We start from the raw sequence: 21,391 nt of genomic DNA on the forward strand, positions 1-21,391 counted from the left end.
TCCGTGCGATTCCGGTCCGATGCTCCTCCCCCGACTCCGAGCCGCACGCTCAGGAACTGAAGTTGCCGCGACACGACCGGGAGGTCGACCCTCGACGGGTGCGCACCTACGGGCAGTTCTGTCCCATCGCCCGGACCTCGGAATTGATCGCGGAACGATGGACGCCGATCATCATCCGCAACCTGCTGGTCGGGTGCCGCACGTTCACCGAGATCCGGCAGGGCGCCCCCGGGATCTCCACCGCGCTCCTCGCCCAGCGACTGGAGGCCCTCGAGCGCCACGGCGTCCTCGAGTGCCACCCGGGCCCCGCGGGACGGAAGACCTACCGGCTCACCGAGAAGGGCCGCGAACTGAAGGCCGTGTGCGACGCGATGGGCCACTGGGGCGCGCGGTGGCTGGAGATCGAACCCCACCACCTCGACCCGGCGTACGTGCTGTGGGTGACGACCAAGCTCGTCGACGTCGACCGGCTCCCCGACCGCACGGTCGTCGTGCGCTTCGACCTGCGCGATCGCCCCGACCAGCGGTACTGGCTCATCCTGCGGCGGCCGCTCCCGGAGCTGTGCACCCGCGGACTGGGTCACGTCGAGGACGTCGTCGCCACCACCGACGACACCGACTGCCTCGTCGACCTCCACCTGACGCGGACCGCCTGGCCCGAGGCGATCCGGTGCGGCCGGCTCGTCCTCGCCGGACCGCCCGGGCTCACCCGCGAGTTCACGACGTGGATTCGCCCCAGCCCGTTCGCGTCGTCGGTTCCGGGGACCGCCGCCGAACGCGCATCTCATCACGCCTCGGAATCGCCCGACGACGACTAGCGACGGCGACCGGAGAGGAGTTCACGGCCCACCCCGACCGCGCTAACTTGCCGCTCTCCGACATTTCCGACCGAGGAGGACCGCCATGAGCACGACCGTGCCCGGAACACGCAACGAGGAGGCGGTCACGCGGGCCATCCGGAGCTGGAACGACGGCGATCTCGCCACGTATCTCGAGCTGTACGCCGACGACATCCGGAATCACGGACTGACGCCCGAGCCCCTGGACAGGAACGGCACACAGGCGTTCTACGAGGGACTGCTCGCTTCCTTCTCGCACAGCCACATCGAACTGCACGAGATCCTGAGCGACGGCGACCGCCTGACGCTCCGGTTCACGCTCACGGGCCGCCACGACGGCGACTTCCTGGGCATCCCCGCGACCGGCCGCGAGATCGCACTCCCGGGCATCACGATCCTGCACTTCCGCGACGGCCGCTGCGTCGAGCGCTGGACCTCCAGCGACATGCTGGGGCTCCTGGTCCAGCTCGGCGCCGTCCCGCTGCCGGGGTAGGGCGTGCCTCCGGTCCGCTCCCGGGACGGCACGCCGATCGCGTCCCGGCGCAGTGGCGACGGACCGCCGCTCGTGCTGGTGCACGGCACGGCGTCGGACCACAGCCGGTGGGCTCCCGTCCTGCCCGCACTCGAGCAGCGCTGGTCGGTCCACGCCGTCGACCGCCGCGGCCGCGGCAGCAGCGGTGACAGTGGTGACAGCGGTGACGCGGCGACGTACGCGCCGGAGCGGGAGTTCGAGGACGTGACCGCCGTGGCGGACGCGCTCGGGGAACCGGTCACGGTGTTCGGGCACTCCTACGGGGCCCTCTGCACACTCGAGGCCGCCCGGCTCAGCCACAGCATCGCGACGCTGATCCTCTACGAACCCTCCTTCGACACCGACGGCGCGGAGGTCTACCCGCTCGAGGTGGTCGAGCGGCTCGAGACCTTGCTGCTGGCGGGCGACCGGGACGAGGTCGTGGCGACGACGGCGCGGGAGGTCGCCGGGGTCCCGCCGGACGCGGTGGCGGCGTTCCGGAGATCGCAGCCGACCGCGTGGCGGGCACGCACCGCGGCGGCGCACACGATCCCGCGCGAGCTCCGCGCGGCGAAGACCTACCGCTTCGACCCCGAGCGCTTCCGGGACCTCGCGGTCCCGACGCTGCTGCTGGCCGGGAGCGAGAGCCCACGCGCCTATCGCCGGGCGACCGAGGCCGTGGACGGTGCGCTGCCCGGCTCCCGGATCGTCGTCCTGCCCGGTCAGGGGCACACGGCCATGGACACGGCGCCCGACCTCGTCACGTCCGAGGTCATCCGGTTCCTCGGCGCCCGGTCATGAGTCGCCGGACCCCGCGCGATACGAACCCGGACTCACGCCCACGACCTCGCGGAACGCGCGGTGCAGCTGCGCCTCGCCGGCGAAGCCGCACCGGCCGGCGACCGCGGCGATCGGCAGGCGCGGCTCGGCGCGCAGCACCACCCGCGCGCGTCGCACCCGCTCGTCGCGCAGCAGCTCGCGCAGGGACCGGCCCTCGGCGGCGAGCACGCGGAACAGGGTGCGGCGCGACACGTGACAGGCCGCCGCGACGTCCTCGGCGCTCACGCCGGGCTCGCCCGCCATCCGGGCGATCGCGCGGTGGACGGTCTGGCGCACGGCGGCGTCGGTCACCTCGGGACCCGGCGCCGACGACCCGGCCAGGCCCAGGGCGTACTCGAACAGGCCGACGGCGTGCGGGACGAGCCCGGGCGCGGGGTGCCCGTCCTGCGCCTCGCGGGCGAGCCCGACGAAGAAGTCGGTCACCAGGCGCCCCGGCCCCGGCCCGCAGAGCGCGACGGCCGTCGCGTCGCGGACCCGCGCGACCGGCAGCGCGGCGCGGGGCACCTGGACGACGAGCTGGCGGAAGTGGTCGCCGAACTCGAGCGTGTAGGGCCGCGTGCTGTCGTAGAACGCCATCGACCCGGCCCGCAGCCCGGCCACCCGCCCGTCCTGGCAGACCTCGCCGAACCCCTCGAGCTGGACGCTCGCCAGCAGGTAGTCCTCGTGGCTGCGGGCGATGAGGGAGCGGGTGCGGTCGACGCGCTGGGCGTCGGCGGTCACCGTCGACAGCTCGACCTCGCCGAGCGCGCGGTGTGCGATCGAGCCGGCGAACGGGCCGGGGAGGACCGGGCGCGCGGAGAGCTGCACGAAGGCGTCGCAGATGAGGTCACGCCAGTAGTCGAAGGCGTGGTCCTGATCCACCGCGGCCGTGGACCACCCGTCCGCGGCCGGGGTGGCTCCCATGCCTTCGGGATCGAACCGCCCGGCCCACCGGTTGTCCAGGCCCGGTTGCGTTTCAGTACTACTTCAGTATCGTCCAGTACTGATTCCGCACCATCGACGAGGAGGTCCCGCGATGACGTCGCTGCCCCTGCCCGACTCCGCCCTGCCGCCCGTGGTGTCGCCCGAGGAGTGGCGCGAGGCGCACCGGGCGATGCTGGTCAAGGAGAAGGAGTTCACGCGCGCCGGCGACGCCCTCGCCGCGCAGCGCCGCCGCATGCCGATGGTCCGCGCCGAGAAGGACTACCGCTTCGTCGGCGCGGCGGGCGAGGTCGGCCTGCTCGACCTGTTCGAGGGGCGGCGCCAGCTGCTGGTCTACCGCTTCTTCTACGACTCCGACGTGAACGGCTGGCCGGACAAGGGCTGCCCGGGCTGTTCGTACCTGGCCGACCACGTCCCGCACCTCGCCCACCTCCACGCCTGGGACACGAGCTTCGCGATGGTGTCGCCCGCGAGCCAGGACCAGATCACCCGGCTCAAGGAGCACATGGGCTGGGAGGGCACGCCCTGGTACACGCTCGTCGGTGACGACTTCAGCCGCGACTTCGACGTCCCCGAGATGTTCGGGATCAACGTCTTCCTGCGCGACGACCACGACCGCGTCTACCGCACCTACTTCGTCACGGGCCGGGGCGTGGAGTCGATGCTGCCGACGCTCGGGATGCTCGACCTCACCGCGCTCGGCCGCCAGGAGACGTGGGAGGACACGCCGGAAGGCCGGCCCCAGCTCCCGCCGTACCGCGCGGAGCGCCACGACGAGTACGCCTGACGCCCCGGCCGGGTCCCGCACGTCTCGGTCAGCGGGACGCGATCTTGGTCGGGGCCCTCGCCCCTGGTGACGTTGTGAGCCCCGTCACCGTGGAGGTGCGCCATGGCCGATGCCCTCACCCTCGTCATGCCGCTGCGCAAGAAGGAGGCGATGAGCGTCGCCGACTTCCGCCGGTACTGGCTCGACGTGCACGTCACCCTGCCCGCTCGCTACCCCGGTCTGCGCAGCGTGTTCCTCCACCTCGTGTCGTTCCCGGACTCGCGGTGGCCCGCCGTCGACGGGGTGTCGGCCGCGCCGGCCGAGGCCGACGAGTTCCACGGCGTGCCCGAGGCGACCTTCGCCGCGATGGACGACCTCGCCACGTTCCAGGCCGCGTCGCACTACCAGATGGTCGACGGCGTCAACTTCCTCTCCGAGATGCTCGCCTACCCCAGCGTCGGCACCCACTCCGAGACGCTCGTCGACACCACCGACCCGGTGCCCGACGGCCACGACGGCCTCCTGCGGCACCTGGTGTTCCTGCGCCGCCGGCCCGACGTCGACGTCGCGACGTTCCGCGCGTGGGTGGCCGACGACCTCGCGCCGGCGCTCGCCGCGCACGCGAGCAAGGTGCGCCGGCACCTGCTCGAGGAGATCGAGGTGTCCCTCGACCACCCGGGCACGGTCATGTCGAAGCCGCTGGACCGCCAGTACCAGGCGTGCGTGGAGGTCGCGTTCCCCGACGCCGCGGCGCTCGACGCGCTCGTCGCCTCGGACGCGTGGGTGAAGATCGCCGACGGCGTGCGCGAGCACTGCGCGGCGGTGCACGCGCCGCTCGTGGAGCGCTGCATCGCGACCCGTCACGACGGCCACATCACGCTCGCGGGGCTGCGCGGGGTCACGGTCGCGGACCTGATCACCCAGCTGCACGCGGAGAACCAGATGAACCCGGCGGTCTCACGGATCTTCGTGCAGGACGACGGCCTGCTCCCGGCCTGACAACGGCGAAGGCCCGATCCCATGACACGGGATCGGGCCTCTGACCTGCGGTGGGCGATACTGGGATCGAACCAGTGACCTCTTCGGTGTGAACGAAGCGCTCTCCCCCTGAGCTAATCGCCCGCAGCGCCTACGAGCCTAGACCATCAGACGAAGGGGCTCTGCAGCCAGGTCCAGTGCCCGAGGCCGACGAGCTTCGCCACCAGGTAGGGCGCGCCGAGCAGCCACAGGGTGGCGAGCACGACCGCGCAGGTGAGCAGGCCGAGCAGGCACTTGACGATCACGTGCTGGCGGCCGACCCACGCCATCCAGCGGTCGTAGTGGCGCCGCGCGAAGCGCAGGAGCCGGCCGGCCCACGCGAACTCGGTCGCGAGGATGCCGAGACCCGCGAAGACGATCAGCCAGCCCGGACCCGGGTACGGGATCGCGATCACGCCGAGGATGAGCACGATCGTCCCGAGGACCCCGATCCCGAGGCGCCAGGCCTTGTTCGTCTTCGGCTTGGCGCGCACCCGGGCCCGGAAGTGACGCAGCCGGGTGCGGAAGGTGCGGTGGCGCGGCGGCGGGGTCACGGTGTCGGGAGGAGCCTGCTGCGCGGTCGCGGTCGACTGCTCGCCCGATTCGCTCAACGTCCCACCTGCCCACTCGCGACGACCCTGGTCGGCGAGGCGGGCGCCGTGCGGCCGGGCTCGAGTGACACCGCGAACCCGGCAAACGGAGCCGCCTCGGGAGACGAGGGTACGGAACGGACGTCCGGACCCGGGCCCCCGACGTCGAACGTCCCGAGCGGCTGCGGGGTTCCCCCGGCGAGCCCCCACAGGACGTAGGTCTCGTCGGCGGTGTCGTTGGGACCGAGCCCGGTCGTGAGCACGCGCTGCCCGGTGCCGTCGTCGACGACGAGGCCGACGATCCCGCCCTGGGCCCCGGCGAGGACCGCGTGCGGCACCCCGGGCGTGCCGGCGTCGTGCAGGACGTCGGCGACCGCGGCCTCGCGCTCGGCCTGGGCGGCGGCCGCGGCCTGGGCGCTGTCGCGCTCGGCCCGCAACGACTGGTTGGCGGCGGTCAGCCCGCCGATGGCGGCGACGACGAGGACGACGGCCGCCGCCGCGATCCACCGCGTCGCGCGCCGGCGCGGCGCGAGGGGGACGACCGTGGCGTCGCGTTCCGCCGCCGGCTCGGCCGGCTCGCCGTCGGTCGCGGCCGGGGTGGCGGTACCGGTGACGTCCGGGGTGTCGACACCCGGACCCGACTCCGCGTCCACGGCGTCGAGCAGGCGCTGCCGCAGGTGCGGCGGCGGGTCGACCGGGACGACGGCGCCGCCGATGTCGCCGAGGATCGCGGCGGTGTCGTCGACCGTCCGCCGACAGGTCGGGCAGGTCTCCAGGTGGGGCTCGAAGGCCGCGGCCTCGTCGGAGTCGAGGGTGTGCAGGGCCCACCCGACGGCGAGGGCGTCGTGCTCGCCGGTGTGCGAGTCGGGGGCGCGGTGGGTCATCGCTCCTCCCCCTCCACCTCGACGTGCGGGCCCAGGATGGTCCGCAGCTTCTGCGTCCCGGCGAACATCCGGGACTTGACCGTGCCCAGCGGGACGCCGACGAGGCTCGCCACCTCCCGCTGCGTGTAGCCGCCGAAGTAGGCGAGGGCCAGGGCCTCGCGCTGCTCGGGCGGCAGGTCGGTGAGCGCGTCGCGGACCTTGCCCGCGACCACCGCCCCCAGTGCCGCCTGGTCCGCGCCGGGCCCGGGCGGGAGGTTCCAGTCCTCGCCGTCGGAGCCCGCCGGCGCGGTGCGCCTGCGACGGGTCGCCTCGCGGCGCACGGCGTCGACGGCCCGGTGGTGGACGAGCGTCAGGAGCCAGCTCGACACGGCACCGCGGGCGGGGTCGAAGCGGCCCGGATCGCGCCACACCACGAGGAAAACCTCCTGCACGACGTCCTCCGCCAACGACTCGTCCACGCAGATACGACGGGCGAGCGAGTACGCGGGACGTCCGAAGCGGTCGTAGAGCTGCGCGAGGGCTTCCGCGCTGCGCTCGCCGATCCGTTCGAGCAATGTGGCGTCGGTCACACCAATAACCGGGTCGTCGTCACTCTCCGGAGTCGCCTCCGGGACTCCGCGCGACGCGTCCGTCACTGGTCGACACTCTCCTCCGGGTGCGTGTCCGGGCAGGACGTGCGCCAGGCTAGTGCTCCCGGGGCAGGGGTGGACGCCCGGCCGGGGAGGGTGGTTCGTTACGGAACCGAACCGGGTAAGCGCTCATCCGAGTGCTCGTCCGGTGTGATGCGTGCGTGAGCCGGGTGAACCGGCGTCACAGGGTCGTCCGCCAGTCGTTTCCCCCGACGACAGCAGCGTGCGAAAGGCAGCCTCATGCTCAACGACCACACGACGATCCGCTCCACGGCGGTCTTCGACCTCGTCGGTCCGCCGAACCCGCCCGTGCCCGTCCAGGTCGAGATGCGGTACGACACGCGCGACCCGTACGCCGTGCAGGCGGCGTTCCGTACCGGTCGCGCCGGATGGGTGGAGTGGGTCTTCTCCCGCGACCTCCTCACCGACGGACTCCTCGGTGCGGCCGGCGCCGGCGACGTCCGTATCCGCCCGGCGGACGGCGACGCCGAGTCCGTCGAGATCGAGCTCAGCTCCCCCTCGGGTCACGCCACCTTCCGCGCCGCGAGCCGCGAGGTGTCGGAGTTCCTGACCCGGACCCACGAGATCGTCGCGCCCGGCTGCGAGGACGACTGGCTGGACCTCGAGCACGCCCTGGGCCTGCTGCTGTCGAGCGACCCGAGCTGACACGCCCCCCCCCCCGCCGACGCGGGGGGCGCACGATGCAGTAGTGTTCTTCATGTCGGCAACGGCGGGCCGGACAGCCGCAAGGCTTCCGAAACCCGCCGGCCACACGCGGACGTAGCGCAGTTGGTAGCGCATCACCTTGCCAAGGTGAGGGTCGCGGGTTCGAGTCCCGTCGTCCGCTCGGGAGGCTCCTCGCCTACTTCTCCACGGTGAGCCGGAAGACCTCCGGAAGCCTGGCGCAGTGGCCGAGTGGCTTAGGCAAGGGCCTGCAAAGCCCTGTACGCGGGTTCGATTCCCGCCTGCGCCTCGGGCGATTAGCTCAGTGGGAGAGCACTACCTTGACACGGTAGGGGTCACTGGTTCAATCCCAGTATCGCCCACCACGAAAGCCCTGGTCAGGACCTCGCAAGAGGTCACCGGCCAGGGCTTTTTGGTGTTCCGGGACCGAGAAGTCAGCGAGAAGTCAGCACGGTTCGTCATTCCGGCTCCCGGACGTCCGCAGAGCCGTCGTCGCCCTGGTCGTCATCGTCGTCGTCGGACAGGGCGTCGAGCACGCGGTCGGCGTCGTCGGTGCGCCGGGTGTAGAGGTCCATCGTCGTCGACGACCGCTCGTGCCCGAGGACGCGCTGGACCATGTTCGGCGGGACGCCGTCGTCGACGAGCCAGGTGGCGTACGAGTGGCGGAGATCGTGGAAGCGGAGCCCGCCGGCCTGGTGCTCGGCGACGAGGGCGACCGCAGCCGCGCGGGTCGGCACGGTCTTCGTGTGCTCCTCCCCTGTCTCGTCCGTCCAGATGGCCGCGAAGCCTTCACCGTCCGCATCGACCGTGCCGAGTAGTCCGGCCCGGACCAGGGACGGGCGCCACACCCGACGGCGGAACATGCTGCGTCGCAGCGGAGCGCCGACCTCGTTGGCGAAGACGGGCGCGTTGAGCGCGGCCGGCCACCGGTCGAGGTGATCGAGCAGGATCGGCATGACCCAGCGCGGTATGGGCACGGTCCGCCGCCCGGCACTCGACTTCGGGAACGGCTTGAACGAGGTGTGCCCGTTGACCTCGATGACCGTCCGGATCACGGTCAGCGCCGGCCGCTCCAGGTCGAAGGCGTCACGCCGCAACCCGATGGCCTCGCCCCACCGCAAGCCCGTTCCCGCGGTCGTCGCGATGAGCGCGCGGTGACGAGGGGGCACGACCGGAAGGAGCGCCCGCAGGTCGGCGAGACTGATGATCCGCTCGTCGGTGTCGCTGCGTCGGACCTTCGGCAGCTTGACGTCCTCTCCCGGGTTCGTCGCGATGAGTCGGTTCCGGACGGCCGAGCGCAGCACACCCATGAGCAGCAGATAGCAGCGGGACACCGTGTGCGGCCCGCGGCGGCGCCCGAGGTCGGTCACCCATTGCTGCACCGAGAGGTGGTCGATCTTGGCCAGCGGCCAGTCCGCCCAGCGGGGCATCACGTGCGTGCGCATCACCGACGTGTCGCGGGACGTGGTGGTCTCGCTGGTGTTCCAGGTCGCCATCCACTCACGCGCGTGATCACCGAAGAGGGTGCGGCCGGCGTGCGGGGACACGTAGGTACCCCGGGTCTTGGACGCCTCGGTGTCGGCGAGGAAGGCCGCCGCCTCCTTCTTGGTCCGGAAGGTCTTGGCGCGCTGGCGCCCGCTCGGCTCCCGCCAGTTGGCTCGCCAGTGGCCGGCGGGCGTCTTCTTGAGGAAACCCATCAGCCCTCTCCCCCGTCCTCGGTCTCACCGTTGAGCCAGGCGTGGAAGCGGTCGCGCGGGATGAGCCAGCGCCGGCCCATGCGCACGGCAGGAATCTCGCCGTCACGAACGCCCTGATAGGCGACGCCCCGCGCGATGCGCAGGAGCTTGGCGATCTCTTCGACGCTGTACGTCAGCGTTTCCATCGTTCAGTCCTTCTCGGTCCGGCCGAGGTGGCCGAGGTTGTTCTGCGCGGCGGTGAGGTGGTCGAACACGTCGCGCAGGTGGCCGAGGGCGACTTCGATGTGCCGGTGGGACAGGCACAACGTGACGTTCGGGTCGCCGCCCTGGTCGTCGACGTAGCCGGCGCCGTCGCTGGCGCGCAGGCCGGTGGCGAAGTAGTCGAGGATTTCGCCGTGGCGGTCGATCATCGTGATCACGTAGCCGATGGCGTCGTGGGTGTCGGTGGCCTCGAAGGGCGTGCGCTGCATGGTCATGGCGTGCTCCTCACGGACGATGTCGGTTGCCTCCGCGAGGGCTTCGGCGAGGCTGTAGGTGGGCTGGTTCATCGGGCGTCTCCACTGGTGGACTGGCTGAGGGCGTCGCCGATGCCGGCGGCGATGGCGGCGAGGACGTGGCCGGTGCCGGTGACGACGTCGGGGGCCACGACCGCGAGCAGGGCGACCGTGACGACGCCGAGGACGACCGCAGCGCCGACGGCTCGGGCGTTGGCGGCGATGACGGTGAGCAGGGCAGCGATGATGACCGCGGCGATCATCGGGAGGTCTCCTTCGGAGCCGGGACGGTGATCACGAGCGCTCGCGCCGGCGGGAGGGTGCGGGTCGTGACGGGCGTGACTGCGCGCTCGCGACGGGCGCGCCGGTAGCGGGAGCCGAGGACGAGCACGCCGCACAGGAGGTAGGCCGCGACGACGAGGCCGACCATCAGGAAGAACAGCCACCGCGGGGTGTCCGCGGTAAGCAGGGCGGCGGCGACTCCGGCGGTCATGACGCATCCCGACGCTTGCCGGCCTTGGTGGCCAGGGCGGGGATGTCCTCGTGGGTGGGGCTCGGGTAGGTCGCGGACAGCCAGCTCATCTCGGCGTCGTCGTGGTACTCGGCGCGGACCTTGACCGGGTCGCGCCGGTCCTCGTCGTCGACGACGTAGCCGATCCCTGGGGTCAGGGAGTTGATCTGCTCGCAGTGCGCGCCGCGGTCGTGGGCGTTGTCGCCCAGGACCATGGCGACTTCGGTGTCGGAGTCGAGGCGCAGCCCGACCTTGACGGTGAACAGGTTGCGCAGGTCGAGGACTTCCTTGCGGGGGTCCTGGACGCATCCGACGACCGAGAAGCCAGGCGCGCGGCCCTTGGTCAGCAGCACCGCCAGCGCGGCCTTGGCGCGGTCCTTGAGCGCGCGGTCGGTGATGTAGGCGGTCAGCGAGGCGACCTCGTCGACGATGACGAAGTAGTGCGGCTCGTCGACAGTGGGCCGGTGCAGCCGGGTTCGTCCGCGCAGGGCCTCGCAGCGCCCGGCGGCGAGGGCGGCGGCGGCTTCGAGGGCGGCGACGAGCTCGGCTTCGGAGTCCATGGCCAGCATGTGGAACAGACCGGGGTACATGCCGAACTCCATGCCCCCCTTGGGGTCGATCCCGATGACCCGCACCCAGCCGTCACGGATGGCCGGTGCGAGCGCCCAGAGCAGCGCGGTGACGACCGAGCCCTTGCCCGCCCCCGACGAGCCAGCGATCAGCAGGTGGCGTCCGAGGAGGCGCAGCGTCCAGGGCCGGCCGTCCTCGCGACGCCCGAGCGTGAGTCGGCCGAGGTCGACCTGATCGCGGGTGGAGTCCGCGGGCTGGTCGGCGAGGGGGTCGGTGTAGACCACGCGCAGCAGCACCCAGCCGGCGGCGCGGGGGTGGCGGGTGACGCGGACCTCGAGGGCGCACCACTCGCAGGCCAGAGCGTCGGCCTGCTCGGCGAGACGGTCGGGGGTGATGCCGGGGCAGAGCTGGACGCTCAGCTCGTCGACGTGGTCCCCGAGCCGGACCCAGAGCAGGCGGGGCACGACGATGCGGTGGGCGGCATCGGTGGCCTTGATCCCGGAGGCGGCAAGGACGTCGTCCCAGGTGAAGCGGTAGCGGATGCGTCGCCAGAACCGGCGGCCTCGGGACTCGACCCACCGCCAGGTGCGCGGCCACCGGCGGGACCAGAGCCACACGCCGGCCCCGGCGAGGCTGCTGACGAGCGCGAGGGCCCACCAGCCACCGAGGACCAGGGCCAGGGCGGCGACTACGGTGAAGAGCCCGGCGGGCGGGATGTAGACGGCGGCCCAGAGGACCATGACCGTCGCCCACGTGCCCCAGCGAAGGGCCCACAGGGCTCGGCGCAGCGCCCCGGTCAGGACCCGCCCGGAGAGGGTGGGCGGTTCGTGGATGATCTGTGTGCGTTGGACGTCGGCGTGGCGGCGGATGGCTTGGCCGCGGAACAGGGTGCCGCTCATCGGTCACAGCTCCCGGAACGAGACGAGCGGTGTGCGCGCCGGCCGGCGCGGTGGCGGCGGGCCAGCGCCGTGGGAGAGCCCGAGACCTGCACCTCGGTGACCTCCCACGACGAGGACCCGCAGCGCGGGCACACCTCGATGGACAAAGCGACGACCGTGCGTCCGTCCTTGCAGATCGGGACGGGGCTCCACTGCTCCAGGCAGTCGCCGTCCCGGCAGGTCAGGACGAGCAGGTCGAGCGAGGCCGACGAGTCGACCTGGACGGGTGCGCCCATCACGAGCCACCCCCGCTCGCGATCTCGAAGAGCGCGACCTGATCACGGCACGCCGGACAGAGACGGTGCGTGCCGTCGAGGTCGAACCCCGTGCGGCACTCCACGCACCGCCCGACGTGCCGGGTGATGCACGACGGGCACCAGCGGGTGTCGGCGTGCTCCTCGGTGCGGGGGTAGACCCCGGCGCAGTCGCGGCACGTGCTGTGGCCGGCGATGGCCCGTCGGGCTGTCGGTGAGATGGCCTGGCTCATGGCCTACTCGCCTCCCCACCGCTGGTGGGCGGCCTGACGGGTTGTGCCGAGCTGCCGTCCGATCGCGCTCCACGAGAAGCCCGCCGAACGCAGTCCACGGACCGCGGTGCGGGTGGCGTCCTGGACGGCGCGGTCGAGAGCGGCCAGGTCGCGCAGTCCCTCGACGTCGCCGGAGCTGACCCGACGGCCGTGGGCGGTGACGACGCGACGGACGAAGCCAGCGAACTCGTCGTTCTCGACGACGGGCCGCAGGCGGTGGATCGTCAGGCCGTCGTTGACATCCGAGCGCCGCTCGCAGGGCAGGTGGTGTGTCGGGCCCGCCGCCCCGGAGGGACGCATCAGGCGGCCTCGCCCTCGGCGGGGCGCCGGGTCTGGCGCTGGGGTCCGGTGGCCGGGCGGACCATGTCCGCCGAGAACGCGACCTCGACGCCCCGGCCCTCCTTCGGGCGCTTGACCCGAACCCGCAGGCCCACGACCTCGGCCGGCGAGTAGGGATCGAGCTTCGGCACCTCGTGGGAGGCGAACCGGACGCCGAACAGCTCCGGCTTGCCGTCGCGCCCGAAGGGCATGAGCAGGTCCGCCACCTGGAAGGGAGCCTGCGACTCCGGGTCCAGCTCAGGAGTCGTCCCCATCCGGCGACCGTTGGGGGTGTCCTCCCAGGCCATGACCGGGGCGACGTGGCCGGTGGCCACCACAGTGATCTGCGAGCAGTCGAGGAGTGCTTCCAGCTGATAGAGCAGCGATGACATTGCGGGTGATCTCCTTGGTGAGGTCGGCCAGGCCCGTCGGATGGGTGCTGGCCACGAGCCACGCGAGGACCGCGTGGCTTGGCTGCGGACATCGATTGACGCAAACGATGCACACGAGGCGAGGGTAGGTTGAACGAGGCGAACGATGCAAGAGACGCAGGCGACGTGGCTGCGTCGAACGAGGCGGACGACGTGGGACCCTGAGGGCATGGCGGACACGGCGCATCGACTCGTGGGCACCGGTGAGGCGGCGCGCGCTCTGGGCATCGACCGGACCACGCTGGCCCGCTGGGCTGCCGCCGGCTCCGTCACGCCCGCGAGCCGCACGGTAGGTGGGCACCTGCGGTGGGACCTGGACAAGCTCCGAGCGCAGCTCGCGGAACTCGGAGTCGGGCCCGCGACCGACGGCGGGTAGACCGTGGCGGCGCTCATCAGACCCGCTCCCAGCTCGGGCGCTCCGCGGTCCGCGGCTGCGGGATCAGGCGCTCGGGTGCGTAGCGACCGGTCCGCGTCTCGAACTCCAGCGCGTACTGCGCCCGCAGGTGGCGTGCCTCGATCAGCCGGCGTTCACGCCGCGCCCCGACCTGCACAGACACCCACGCGGCGGCGCCGACCAGGAGCGCCGCGACCACGGTTGCGATCACCTCGAACATGCCGAGTAGTCGACCAATCGAAGTGGCCACCAGATCAGGCCTAGATCCGGCATCCTGACGTCAAAAGCCGGTCAAGTTGGGAGGTGCGCGAGCGGTGGACTCTCACGCGCCGACGCCTGCCGACGACTCCCACGAGGACAGCCGGCCATGGTGCGACCGATTGCAGGAATGGCGCGAAATCACAATGGGCTGGAGTGTTTCGACCTTCCTCGAACACTTCACCTATCACGCCGGCCACCTCGGCGAATACAAGAAGGACCGCCTCGTCGAGGCCACCGCCAAGGACGTCTGGCGCTGGGAGAGCGGCGCCACACCGAGCATCCACGCCCAGACCCGGCGCATCCTCACCGCGATGGGGGCACCTCTCCCAGCGCACCGCCGACGGGCCAAAATGACGTCGAAAAGCCCTGTGCCCATCCTGGTTGCACCACCTCAGACCAGGGACGATGCGGACTGGGAGGGCGTCCCGGAGCACGCCGCAGACCTCATCGGCCACGTGACCAGGAAGGACCTCTTGTTGAACCGCCGAGACCTCGGCCGCTTGTTCGCCACCGTGCTCGTCGGTGGCCCCCTGCTTGACCGGCTGGAGCGCTGGCTGTCAGCCCCGCAGCTCCCCGGTCGAGCCGTTGCAGCGGCACCGACCTCGATCGGCTACCAGGAGGTCGGTGAGCTGGAGAACGCAGCACGCGTCTTCCGTAACTGGGACGACCAGTACGGGGGCGGACTCCGCCGCAAGGCTGTCATCGGCCAGCTCAACGAGGTCTCAGACCTCCTCCAGGAGCACCACCCCGCCGATATCGGCCGGCGCCTGCATGGCGTCGTGGCCGAGCTGTCCGAGACCGCCGCCATGATGTCCTGGGACACCGGCCACCAGGCCGTGGCTCAGCGGTACTACCTCATGGCGCTCCATGCAGCCCGCACCGCCGACGACCCGGCCTTCTCCGCCAACGTCCTCGCCGGCATGGCCCGGCAGCTCCTCTACCTCGGCGAGCCCGGCGACGCCCTCGAACTCGTCCGGCTCGCCCAGAAGGAAGCAGACGGCCGCGCGACGCCCTCGGTCGTCTCGATGCTCCACACCCGCGAGGCGTGGGCGCTGTCCGCCATGGGTCGGCGCACCGGCTTCGACCGAGCCACCGCGGCCGCCGAGGACACTCTCACCGGGGCCCACGGCGACGAGCCCCACTGGATTCAGTACTACGACATCGCCGAGCTGCACGGCACGACCGGAGGCCGGCTACTCGAAGTCGCCTACAAGCAGCCCGAGTTCGCCGACCAGGCAGCCGAACGCATTACCGCTGCCATCGAGGCCCGGCGCGCCGGCCGGCTCCGTAGCTCTGCCCTCGACGAGATCGGCCTGGCCGAGGCCTCCCTCATCCGCGGGGACTTCGACGAGGCCACCCGCATCGGCAACGAGGCTCTCGACATCACCGAGCAGACATCGTCCGACCGAGTCCGCGTACAACTCGGACAGCTACAGAGTTTGGCCGAGCGCATCCCAGCCCAGGCCCTCGCCAACCTGCGCGAGCGCATGACTTCCGTATTGGCCACGCCAAGCTTCAAGGATTGATCGTGATGAGAGTAGCTGTCACCGGCCACATGGACGTATCTGCAGACAGTGTCGAGTTAATCCGCAACGAGCTACGAGCGCGTCTCGACGACCTTGATTCTGGAACTCCGGTAACCGGCATTAGCTGCCTTGCGCGGGGCGCAGACTCCATCTTCGCCGAAGAGGTCCTAGCGGCCGGGGGCACCCTAGAAGTTGTCTTACCCTCGCCTCACTATAGAGAGAAGAAGGTAAAGCCCGATCACGCACCAATCTTCGACAGACTCATGGCAAGCGCGAACAAGGTACGTACCTTGCCATTTGAAGACGTCGGGAAAGACGCCTACGCCGCCGCAAACGACCTCCTAGTTGAAGAGTGCGATCGACTATTCGCTGTTTGGGATGGCAAGAGATCGGGTGGGAGTGGAACCGCCTCTGTGGTTCAGCAAGCGGAAACTCAAGGGGTGCCGTTTACTATCGTCTGGCCGAAAGGGGCGAAGCGTGATTCCGACTAACAGCATCAGACCAATCGCCTAAAGTCACATCGCGCAAGGCAAGCATCACGGCGCGCGCCGCTACCAAGCCACCTTAAGGACAGGCAGATGCCCACATGTCCAGTATGCTGGCAGAACTGCAGCCCAAAGACGTACTGACGCTGGCGCTTAGCGCCTTCGCGGTCGTCGTATCGCTTATCGGATTCGCCGAGCGTCGGTCACAGGCGAAGCGCGCTAGTCGCGCGAGACTGAGTGAGTTAATAGACGAGCTCAACCAGCTCGATATAGCACAGGATCAGGCACGACAAGACGTCCAATCAGCCAACCTGAGTCGTCGCTCATCGGATTCAAGGATGGCTCAGTCGGGCTTATACGACCAACACCACGACGGCGCGGTATATAACGCTCGGCGAGAACTCCTCATCCAGCAGTCAGAAGTAATCCTGGCCACGCTCCCCGATCGTTGGATAACGTCTTCCGAGTACAGGACACTTGCACTTGCCCTCAAGGAGTGGGGCGATCGCGACGCAGAGCAAAGGTACTGGGCAAAGGCAATTCGGCGCGCCCGATCTACCTCTTCGCTCGATGCCTTAGCAATAGTCCTGCGCGGCTACGGCTTATCTTTGCTGGACGACCCGCGTCGGCGTGAGGACGGGCGCAAAGCCATCGCGGCGAGCCTCGCGGCAAGCCAGAAAATAAGCCAACAGGTACAGGCAAGGGAGCGAGAAGTAGAGACATTAGAAATGTGGCTAGACGCGGAATCAAGCGATCTCCACGAGCCGAACGAAGAAATCAAGAAGCGGTTGGACGTAGCCAGGGATCAGCTGAATAAGATCGTCGAAGAACAGCACCCCGCGCAAATTTCGTCGATTCCAGAGAGGCTCTTCGACGGCGGAACTCCGACGCTTAGCGACGTAATCCGTGAAGCACGCCGCCGTCACGATAATCAACCCAAGGACTAGCCAAAGTCTAGTCGCGCTTGATCAAACCAGTGAAGCCGGCCACGAAGAGTGTGGCGAGGGCCCATGATGCAAATCGGAGCAACGTGGTCGCAACCAGTAGGGTCTGCGCCAACGGACCTTCTGTCAATGAGCATTGTTGAAATCGGAACCCAGCACCAACAAGCGGTATCGCGATGTCGCCCGAAAAGCTCAGTTGTTCGATGACGCTGCATGCAACTTTGGACTGACCAACTGGTCGCATCAGAACTAGGGGATCGATCAGACTAGCGCCGACAATCGCGAAGGTAGTAATTGCTAGAATGGCAACGAACGGGACCACCGCCTTGTGCGGTAGATACCCGTAACCGATCACGCTTCCCTTGAATCGGTGCCAGAGAGATTCTCTGGCATTCATATTGGCGCCGACTTCCCGGCGATCCCGCTCCTGTTGGATGAAAATCTTCTTTGCGTCTGCCGGGTGACCGGATTCTCGCAGAATCTTGGCTAATTGTTGATACGGCTGCGCCGAGAAGCGGTCCGTATGGCTTCTTAGAACGATCTGCCACGTCTCTAGCGTGGTATCTTCGGTCGAGAGGCCTTCATAGGTCGTACCTTCCAAGTCAACGACGAATCGCGCTGGTCGACTGCGCTCAACGAGATCAGCAAACCTTACTCGCAAAGCTCCGGCGATGGTTGTGCTCTGAAGTACAACAGCCTTGCCGTTGCTTCCTCTTGGATTCTTAATGGTGCTCTGCGAGACGTAGAAGTCTCCTCCAGAGGACGCAGATATCAGTCTCACGGTCTCATTTAGAGCTTCCAAAACGGAGCCCCGAAGGACTACTCCAGTCGCAAACTCTGCCCCCTGACAATTGATCCCCGATCCACCAAAGTTCGTCAGGAATGATTCAGTGAACGCAAACTGACCTCCAATCTTAGCTCCGAGGAGTCTCAATGCACCGCCAGGGTAGTCAGCAACAAAGTTGCTGCGAGCAGCAATCGCTAGATCGTCGGACACTTCTATCCCATCGCCGACGACGCTCGGCCCGTCTTGATTCGAGAAGCGACAAGTCGTTAGGCTGAGCTGGCCCGTTACTCGCGCGCCTACCAGGCGCAAAGCGCCCGCACTGCCGCGCGCCGTCACTGCGAACCGACGGGCAGTTAACGACCCTCCGATCTGGGCCTGATCCATGGCTACTCCGCAGCCAAGCTTCGAAATTACTGCGACTCGCCGAATATCCAGGTTCGCCTCACACCGCAAGCCCTTCAAGTCGACTGCTTGCTCTCGTGAGGACGCCTCGAAATGGGTCCACCGAAGGAATAGTCCTCCGTCTACTCTCATGCCAGACCCAACGAAAGCTGGGCCTCTCTCGTTCGTGATCGTCGCCCTGTGAAATATTGCTTGGCCGCCGATATGCGCACCGATTAGGCGGACAGACCCACTAGGTCCGTGCCCACGAAAATAGGACTTGCCGTCGACGCTGAGCCCCAACTCAACTCGGCCATTAATCGCCCGAAGTGCGGTACCAGACGCGTTTTCAACATAAATGCGGTCAAGAGTCAACATGCCCTTGACATCGATATTGTTGGCCTGGATAGCTCCCGTCTGGGAGTCGACAACAACGCGTGCGTCTGTGAGGTCGAGTGCCCCACCGATAGAGGCGTACTGCACGGACAGCCCGGGACCTTTTGAGCTGTTAACGGTTATCGCTGAAAGATCGGCTCGCGCTTCAATCGAACTATGTTCAAGAGTAACGGCCGGTTCGTCTCGACTCGTCGCCACCCTGCTCGATCGAAGATCGAGCTGGCCCTGAATGACCGCACGCGCTAGACCTATCCCGCTGGCGTCCGAAGAGGTGACGACCTTACGCATGTCGAGGTCGCCTCTGATTCGCGACCCCGTCAGGTTGAGCCCCCCGATACTAGCCGTGACGTTGTATAGAACCAACGTGTGGTTTGATTCAACCTCTTCCATCGAAAGATGTTCGAGATCGCACTCCGCCAGGATCAGGCGATGGAAGGTGCTTCTGTCCGCTAGGAATTCGCCGTCGAAAGTGCAGCCGGCGAAGCTGATAGGAGTTCGTAGAACTAGGTCCGATAGATCAAGACCTCCTGTGACCCTCACGTTCTCAACGATGAGCCCCTGACTGCTCGACGCCTCGGGCCCGAGTGCCGCTAGTACCTCGCGAACAAAAGCCCCCTCCAAGCGTCGTGGACTCGAAGAAGAGCTACCGATCTGGGCTCCGACTGATATGGCTCGTTCAACTTCCGCTTTGGTTACATACGGAGAGGTCGGCACCAGTCGACGATACTGTCTCGCTCCGGATCTTCATGCAGGGGTATTCCCTGTTCACGGCACCAGAGTCGGACAGCGCGAAGCCCTCCGAGCTCGGCGACCGCCAGGACATCGCACGCTAGCCGAGAACCGGTCATGAGTGCCCAAGCCTCGTTGTGCAGAACGAGGTACGAGTCGGCACCGTGCTCTTCTCTGGCGACCTCATCATCAGGCGCCACTTCACCCAGACCCGCCAAGGCTCGGAGGTCACGCCGTCCGACAGACCATGTGAGCTGACGGCGACCCTCGCTCGCCTGCTCCCACTCGCGCCACCGCACCGCAGCCGACCCCTCGCATGAGTCCACCGCGTCGGCGAGAAGCTGCATCGGCGTTCGACCACCGGCACGCCGGCCTCCTTTGCGGTGGGACCCAGTGACCTCGTGGGCAATTTTGGTGAAGTAGTCGGCAAGGTCGCCGTCGCCGAGCTGCACACGGCGCAAGTCCCACCCGTGTTCGTCGGAGGCGTCGAAGCCCTTGCGCTCCAGGGCGCGACGCCATCGGCCGAACATCCGTGCTCCGACGCCCGCGGCAACCATGTCCGCGGAGACCTGCTCGCGGAAGCAGAGGAGGGCGTGGATGTGGACGTGCCAGCCGTTCTCGCCATCGGTGACTTCGACGACCCGAGCCCACCCGAGCAGGCCGCCGAACAGCTCCTGGTCGGCCTTCCATGCGGCACCTGAGGTGACCTTGGCCCAGGCGTCAGAGAGGACGTCCCAGCAGCCCTTCCGGGCGGTCAGGGTGTTGTGCTCGATGGCGTCGGCTTCGGCCTGGCGCTCATCAAAGGACCAGCGGTTGGCGTTCGCGACCTCGTACGAGGCGAGGTTGTCCTCGAGCTGACGCAGCCGGGCGCGCTCCTGCTTCGACAGCCCCAGACGGTCGCCGCGCGAGTGCCTCATGGTCAACGTCAGCAGGAACGCCGAGCCGCTGGCATCGTCGACAGCGCGCATGACCTGAGACAGCTCGTCGGCACGACGGGTGGCGATCTTCGCGGCGCATTGCGGGCAGGCCCAGACCGAGCCGCACGAGGCCAGCCCCGAATAGCCGGCGGTCCGGGTCCCGTCCGAGTTCGTCGTGACCGCCAGCGTCACGCCCTGCTCCGGATCGAGCATCACGCCGCACTGGCGTACCCGGTGCAGGGATGTGATCTTGCGAAGCTGAGCGCGCCGAGCCCATCGACCGGCGCGCCGATGTTGAGCTTGAGCAACCCGCTGGTCCGGGGTGAGCCTGGCGTTGGCGCCACGGCGGGCCCTGGTGCGGTGAAGACCTGTTCGCCCATTACCGAGAGCCGGGGCCGTCATCGAGCACCTCCGGCGGTGAGGGCCGGCGCTGACGCGCCGGTGCCCGGCCCTTCCGGGCCGGGCACGCTTCCCCTCCTGTCTCCGACCCGGGGCGCGCACCCGACCCGAGGGCCGGGCAGGGACGACGCAGCGACGAGCCCAACCGGCGAGGGCGACGAAGACGGATAACCCGGCGGTCGGGTGGACGACGAGCTCGCAGCACCGGGCCGGCGGTGACCGAGCCGGCTCAGGGCCGCGGGGCCGAGAAGTACAGAGGAACCGGCTGCGCCGGTGGGCGGGGCGGCGGCACGCGAGCTTGATCGGCCGTCCCTCCCCAGCAAGGGCCGCCAACCATCTTGACCGGCGAATCGACGAGACAGGCGCAAGGCGAGGTTGACGGGCCGTTCAAGATCGTTGGCTTCCTCCCTTGCTGGCGAGCCTCCGACGGCCGAAGGGCCCGCAGGCGCGGTGAGGCCGGGACGGACCCCACCCGGGGCGCGAACCGCCGCCCCGCCGATCTCTCGGGCGTCGGAGGTGGCCACGATGGCGATGCGAGTCCTGCTGGCAGGGTCGAAGTTCTGGACCGACTGGCAGACGGTCATGGCGGCGCTGACGCTGGTGTGGGAACCGGACGCCGTGCTCGTCACCGGCGCATGCCCCGAGGGCGCCGAGGACCTCGCCGCTCGCTGCTGGGCGCGCTGGGGCGGACGGGTCGAACGGTGGGAGTTCGACTGGGACCAGCCGCAGGGAACGGTCGTCGAGAGCCGGCACCGGCGGATGATCGACGCAGGCGCCGATGTCTGCATGACCTTCCGGGACATGGCCGGCCCGCACGCCCTGGGGACCATGAGCCGCGTGGCCGGCGTCCCGACGTACGCATGGGATGCCTGATCGCACACGCGTTCGATGGACAGGGCGGGCGGCGCGAGGCAGCCTCGCCGGCCATGCGGACAATCAGAACGTGGCGCGTGCTCCGCCGTCAGGGACGGGGGCTCAGCCTCTGGGCCGTCGCTCGCGGTTGGTC

Annotated in this window: 27 protein-coding genes and 4 tRNA genes; 13 read left to right on the forward strand and 18 right to left on the reverse strand. The window is 69.0% G+C overall.

Annotated features, from left to right (window positions below; translation table 11 throughout):
* Positions 1-98 precede the first annotated feature (98 nt).
* The 3 genes from WCD58_RS03010 (at position 99) to WCD58_RS03020 (ending at position 2,151) form a co-directional block, all read left to right on the forward strand.
* Positions 99-818 carry a winged helix-turn-helix transcriptional regulator gene (locus WCD58_RS03010; RefSeq protein ID WP_337699340.1) on the forward strand — a complete coding sequence of 240 codons (720 nt, stop codon included), beginning with the start codon at positions 99-101 and terminating at the stop codon, positions 816-818.
* Positions 819-903: 85 nt separating this feature from the next.
* Positions 904-1,332, forward strand: coding sequence for an ester cyclase (locus tag WCD58_RS03015; RefSeq protein ID WP_337699342.1), 429 nt, complete (start codon positions 904-906; stop codon positions 1,330-1,332).
* 3 nt (positions 1,333-1,335) lie between these two features.
* A complete protein-coding gene (locus tag WCD58_RS03020) occupies positions 1,336-2,151 on the forward strand; it encodes an alpha/beta fold hydrolase (RefSeq protein WP_337699344.1) in 816 nt (271 codons plus the stop codon).
* On the opposite strand, the gene WCD58_RS03025 is transcribed toward WCD58_RS03020, so the two are convergent.
* Positions 2,146-3,093 (reverse strand): AraC family transcriptional regulator, encoded by a 948-nt coding sequence (locus tag WCD58_RS03025; protein ID WP_337699345.1) that lies wholly within the window; start codon positions 3,091-3,093, stop codon positions 2,146-2,148. The two genes, WCD58_RS03020 and WCD58_RS03025, sit on opposite strands and share 6 nt — an antisense overlap.
* A gap of 112 nt (positions 3,094-3,205) precedes the next feature.
* Between WCD58_RS03025 and WCD58_RS03030 the strand changes: the two genes are divergently transcribed.
* Both WCD58_RS03030 and WCD58_RS03035 read left to right on the forward strand, forming a co-directional pair.
* The gene (locus tag WCD58_RS03030) at positions 3,206-3,898 is read left to right on the forward strand and encodes a DUF899 domain-containing protein (protein ID WP_337699347.1); all 693 of its coding nucleotides are present in this window, start codon (positions 3,206-3,208) and stop codon (positions 3,896-3,898) included.
* A gap of 102 nt (positions 3,899-4,000) precedes the next feature.
* The gene (locus tag WCD58_RS03035) at positions 4,001-4,876 is read left to right on the forward strand and encodes an EthD domain-containing protein (RefSeq protein ID WP_337699349.1); all 876 of its coding nucleotides are present in this window, start codon (positions 4,001-4,003) and stop codon (positions 4,874-4,876) included.
* A gap of 51 nt (positions 4,877-4,927) precedes the next feature.
* Here the strand turns inward: WCD58_RS03035 and WCD58_RS03040 are convergent.
* From WCD58_RS03040 to WCD58_RS03055, 4 genes are all read right to left on the reverse strand, one after another.
* A tRNA-Val gene (locus WCD58_RS03040) sits at positions 4,928-4,999 on the reverse strand.
* A 23-nt stretch (positions 5,000-5,022) separates the two neighbouring features.
* A complete protein-coding gene (locus WCD58_RS03045; protein ID WP_337699351.1) occupies positions 5,023-5,505 on the reverse strand; it encodes a TIGR02611 family protein in 483 nt (160 codons plus the stop codon).
* A complete protein-coding gene (locus WCD58_RS03050) occupies positions 5,502-6,368 on the reverse strand; it encodes an anti-sigma factor domain-containing protein (protein WP_337699353.1) in 867 nt (288 codons plus the stop codon). Before WCD58_RS03050 ends, WCD58_RS03045 begins: the two co-directional genes overlap by 4 nt.
* Positions 6,365-6,937, reverse strand: coding sequence for a sigma-70 family RNA polymerase sigma factor (locus WCD58_RS03055; protein WP_337699355.1), 573 nt, complete (start codon positions 6,935-6,937; stop codon positions 6,365-6,367). The genes WCD58_RS03050 and WCD58_RS03055 overlap by 4 nt, the downstream gene beginning before the upstream one ends.
* A 300-nt stretch (positions 6,938-7,237) precedes the next feature.
* On the opposite strand from WCD58_RS03055, the gene WCD58_RS03060 reads away from it, so the two are divergent.
* From WCD58_RS03060 to WCD58_RS03075, 4 genes are all read left to right on the forward strand, one after another.
* The gene (locus WCD58_RS03060) at positions 7,238-7,663 is read left to right on the forward strand and encodes an SsgA family sporulation/cell division regulator (RefSeq protein WP_274279071.1); all 426 of its coding nucleotides are present in this window, start codon (positions 7,238-7,240) and stop codon (positions 7,661-7,663) included.
* 108 nt (positions 7,664-7,771) lie between these two features.
* Positions 7,772-7,844, forward strand: a tRNA-Gly gene (locus WCD58_RS03065).
* 54 nt (positions 7,845-7,898) lie between these two features.
* A tRNA-Cys gene (locus tag WCD58_RS03070) sits at positions 7,899-7,970 on the forward strand.
* 1 nt (position 7,971) lies between these two features.
* Positions 7,972-8,046, forward strand: a tRNA-Val gene (locus tag WCD58_RS03075).
* Between the two features lie 93 nt (positions 8,047-8,139).
* On the opposite strand, the gene WCD58_RS03080 is transcribed toward WCD58_RS03075, so the two are convergent.
* From WCD58_RS03080 to WCD58_RS03125, 10 genes are read right to left on the reverse strand one after another with little or no spacing between them, the layout of a single operon-like run.
* Entirely contained in the window at positions 8,140-9,378 is a 1,239-nt protein-coding gene (locus WCD58_RS03080) for a tyrosine-type recombinase/integrase (protein WP_337699361.1), read from the reverse strand.
* Complete coding sequence (locus WCD58_RS03085; protein WP_337699363.1) at positions 9,378-9,563, reverse strand: excisionase family DNA-binding protein; 186 nt, start codon at positions 9,561-9,563, stop codon at positions 9,378-9,380. Before WCD58_RS03085 ends, WCD58_RS03080 begins: the two co-directional genes overlap by 1 nt.
* A gap of 3 nt (positions 9,564-9,566) precedes the next feature.
* The gene (locus tag WCD58_RS03090) at positions 9,567-9,926 is read right to left on the reverse strand and encodes a hypothetical protein (RefSeq protein ID WP_337699365.1); all 360 of its coding nucleotides are present in this window, start codon (positions 9,924-9,926) and stop codon (positions 9,567-9,569) included.
* Entirely contained in the window at positions 9,923-10,135 is a 213-nt protein-coding gene (locus WCD58_RS03095; protein WP_337699367.1) for a hypothetical protein, read from the reverse strand. The genes WCD58_RS03090 and WCD58_RS03095 overlap by 4 nt, the downstream gene beginning before the upstream one ends.
* Entirely contained in the window at positions 10,132-10,365 is a 234-nt protein-coding gene (locus WCD58_RS03100; protein ID WP_337699369.1) for a hypothetical protein, read from the reverse strand. Before WCD58_RS03100 ends, WCD58_RS03095 begins: the two co-directional genes overlap by 4 nt.
* Positions 10,362-11,852, reverse strand: a complete 1,491-nt coding sequence (locus WCD58_RS03105; protein ID WP_337699371.1) for an FtsK/SpoIIIE domain-containing protein — start codon at positions 11,850-11,852, stop codon at positions 10,362-10,364. Before WCD58_RS03105 ends, WCD58_RS03100 begins: the two co-directional genes overlap by 4 nt.
* Positions 11,849-12,127, reverse strand: a complete 279-nt coding sequence (locus tag WCD58_RS03110) for a hypothetical protein (protein WP_337699373.1) — start codon at positions 12,125-12,127, stop codon at positions 11,849-11,851. The genes WCD58_RS03105 and WCD58_RS03110 overlap by 4 nt, the downstream gene beginning before the upstream one ends.
* Positions 12,127-12,378 (reverse strand): hypothetical protein, encoded by a 252-nt coding sequence (locus WCD58_RS03115; RefSeq protein ID WP_337699375.1) that lies wholly within the window; start codon positions 12,376-12,378, stop codon positions 12,127-12,129. Before WCD58_RS03115 ends, WCD58_RS03110 begins: the two co-directional genes overlap by 1 nt.
* 3 nt (positions 12,379-12,381) lie before the next feature.
* The gene (locus tag WCD58_RS03120; RefSeq protein WP_337699377.1) at positions 12,382-12,717 is read right to left on the reverse strand and encodes a hypothetical protein; all 336 of its coding nucleotides are present in this window, start codon (positions 12,715-12,717) and stop codon (positions 12,382-12,384) included.
* Complete coding sequence (locus WCD58_RS03125; protein WP_337699378.1) at positions 12,717-13,127, reverse strand: hypothetical protein; 411 nt, start codon at positions 13,125-13,127, stop codon at positions 12,717-12,719. The genes WCD58_RS03120 and WCD58_RS03125 overlap by 1 nt, the downstream gene beginning before the upstream one ends.
* 208 nt (positions 13,128-13,335) lie before the next feature.
* On the opposite strand from WCD58_RS03125, the gene WCD58_RS33860 reads away from it, so the two are divergent.
* Complete coding sequence (locus WCD58_RS33860; RefSeq protein ID WP_337699380.1) at positions 13,336-13,542, forward strand: helix-turn-helix domain-containing protein; 207 nt, start codon at positions 13,336-13,338, stop codon at positions 13,540-13,542.
* Between the two features lie 16 nt (positions 13,543-13,558).
* Here WCD58_RS33860 and WCD58_RS03135 read toward each other — a convergent pair whose 3' ends face one another.
* The gene (locus WCD58_RS03135; RefSeq protein WP_337699382.1) at positions 13,559-13,771 is read right to left on the reverse strand and encodes a hypothetical protein; all 213 of its coding nucleotides are present in this window, start codon (positions 13,769-13,771) and stop codon (positions 13,559-13,561) included.
* 103 nt (positions 13,772-13,874) lie between these two features.
* On the opposite strand from WCD58_RS03135, the gene WCD58_RS03140 reads away from it, so the two are divergent.
* Together WCD58_RS03140 and WCD58_RS03145 are read left to right on the forward strand one after the other, a co-directional pair.
* The gene (locus WCD58_RS03140) at positions 13,875-15,347 is read left to right on the forward strand and encodes an NsdA family TPR-like regulatory protein (RefSeq protein ID WP_337699384.1); all 1,473 of its coding nucleotides are present in this window, start codon (positions 13,875-13,877) and stop codon (positions 15,345-15,347) included.
* 586 nt (positions 15,348-15,933) lie between these two features.
* Complete coding sequence (locus tag WCD58_RS03145; RefSeq protein ID WP_337699386.1) at positions 15,934-16,779, forward strand: hypothetical protein; 846 nt, start codon at positions 15,934-15,936, stop codon at positions 16,777-16,779.
* A gap of 7 nt (positions 16,780-16,786) precedes the next feature.
* Here the strand turns inward: WCD58_RS03145 and WCD58_RS03150 are convergent, their stop codons facing one another.
* A complete protein-coding gene (locus WCD58_RS03150) occupies positions 16,787-17,947 on the reverse strand; it encodes a hypothetical protein (protein ID WP_337699388.1) in 1,161 nt (386 codons plus the stop codon).
* Positions 17,948-19,032: 1,085 nt separating this feature from the next.
* Positions 19,033-20,202: a rep family protein gene (locus tag WCD58_RS03155; protein WP_337699390.1), complete on the reverse strand. Its 1,170-nt coding sequence runs from the start codon at positions 20,200-20,202 to the stop codon at positions 19,033-19,035.
* Between the two features lie 708 nt (positions 20,203-20,910).
* Between WCD58_RS03155 and WCD58_RS03160 the strand changes: the two genes are divergently transcribed.
* On the forward strand, positions 20,911-21,258 hold the full coding sequence (locus tag WCD58_RS03160) for an SLOG family protein (RefSeq protein ID WP_337699392.1): 348 nt from the start codon (positions 20,911-20,913) through the stop codon (positions 21,256-21,258).
* Positions 21,259-21,391: the final 133 nt, after the last annotated feature.

Origin of the sequence: Actinomycetospora flava, assembly GCF_037400335.1 — a bacterium.
Taxonomy (GTDB): domain Bacteria; phylum Actinomycetota; class Actinomycetes; order Mycobacteriales; family Pseudonocardiaceae; genus Actinomycetospora; species Actinomycetospora flava.

What these genes read in the sequence shown, in the direction of transcription:
- WCD58_RS03030 (WP_337699347.1), top strand. Translation starts at nt 3,206, where the DNA reads ATGACGTCGCTGCCCCTGCCCGACTCCGCCCTGCCGCCCGTGGTGTCG.
- WCD58_RS03120 (WP_337699377.1), bottom strand. Translation starts at nt 12,717, where the DNA reads ATGCGTCCCTCCGGGGCGGCGGGCCCGACACACCACCTGCCCTGCGAG.
- WCD58_RS03160 (WP_337699392.1), top strand. Translation starts at nt 20,911, where the DNA reads ATGGCGATGCGAGTCCTGCTGGCAGGGTCGAAGTTCTGGACCGACTGG.
- WCD58_RS03125 (WP_337699378.1), bottom strand. Translation starts at nt 13,127, where the DNA reads ATGTCATCGCTGCTCTATCAGCTGGAAGCACTCCTCGACTGCTCGCAG.
- WCD58_RS03025 (WP_337699345.1), bottom strand. Translation starts at nt 3,093, where the DNA reads ATGGGAGCCACCCCGGCCGCGGACGGGTGGTCCACGGCCGCGGTGGAT.
- WCD58_RS03080 (WP_337699361.1), bottom strand. Translation starts at nt 9,378, where the DNA reads ATGGGTTTCCTCAAGAAGACGCCCGCCGGCCACTGGCGAGCCAACTGG.
- WCD58_RS03115 (WP_337699375.1), bottom strand. Translation starts at nt 12,378, where the DNA reads ATGAGCCAGGCCATCTCACCGACAGCCCGACGGGCCATCGCCGGCCAC.
- WCD58_RS03095 (WP_337699367.1), bottom strand. Translation starts at nt 10,135, where the DNA reads ATGATCGCCGCGGTCATCATCGCTGCCCTGCTCACCGTCATCGCCGCC.
- WCD58_RS33860 (WP_337699380.1), top strand. Translation starts at nt 13,336, where the DNA reads ATGGCGGACACGGCGCATCGACTCGTGGGCACCGGTGAGGCGGCGCGC.
- WCD58_RS03050 (WP_337699353.1), bottom strand. Translation starts at nt 6,368, where the DNA reads ATGACCCACCGCGCCCCCGACTCGCACACCGGCGAGCACGACGCCCTC.
- WCD58_RS03085 (WP_337699363.1), bottom strand. Translation starts at nt 9,563, where the DNA reads ATGGAAACGCTGACGTACAGCGTCGAAGAGATCGCCAAGCTCCTGCGC.
- WCD58_RS03035 (WP_337699349.1), top strand. Translation starts at nt 4,001, where the DNA reads ATGGCCGATGCCCTCACCCTCGTCATGCCGCTGCGCAAGAAGGAGGCG.
- WCD58_RS03060 (WP_274279071.1), top strand. Translation starts at nt 7,238, where the DNA reads ATGCTCAACGACCACACGACGATCCGCTCCACGGCGGTCTTCGACCTC.
- WCD58_RS03110 (WP_337699373.1), bottom strand. Translation starts at nt 12,127, where the DNA reads ATGGGCGCACCCGTCCAGGTCGACTCGTCGGCCTCGCTCGACCTGCTC.
- WCD58_RS03150 (WP_337699388.1), bottom strand. Translation starts at nt 17,947, where the DNA reads ATGGATCAGGCCCAGATCGGAGGGTCGTTAACTGCCCGTCGGTTCGCA.
- WCD58_RS03090 (WP_337699365.1), bottom strand. Translation starts at nt 9,926, where the DNA reads ATGAACCAGCCCACCTACAGCCTCGCCGAAGCCCTCGCGGAGGCAACC.
- WCD58_RS03105 (WP_337699371.1), bottom strand. Translation starts at nt 11,852, where the DNA reads ATGAGCGGCACCCTGTTCCGCGGCCAAGCCATCCGCCGCCACGCCGAC.
- WCD58_RS03015 (WP_337699342.1), top strand. Translation starts at nt 904, where the DNA reads ATGAGCACGACCGTGCCCGGAACACGCAACGAGGAGGCGGTCACGCGG.
- WCD58_RS03100 (WP_337699369.1), bottom strand. Translation starts at nt 10,365, where the DNA reads ATGACCGCCGGAGTCGCCGCCGCCCTGCTTACCGCGGACACCCCGCGG.
- WCD58_RS03145 (WP_337699386.1), top strand. Translation starts at nt 15,934, where the DNA reads ATGTCCAGTATGCTGGCAGAACTGCAGCCCAAAGACGTACTGACGCTG.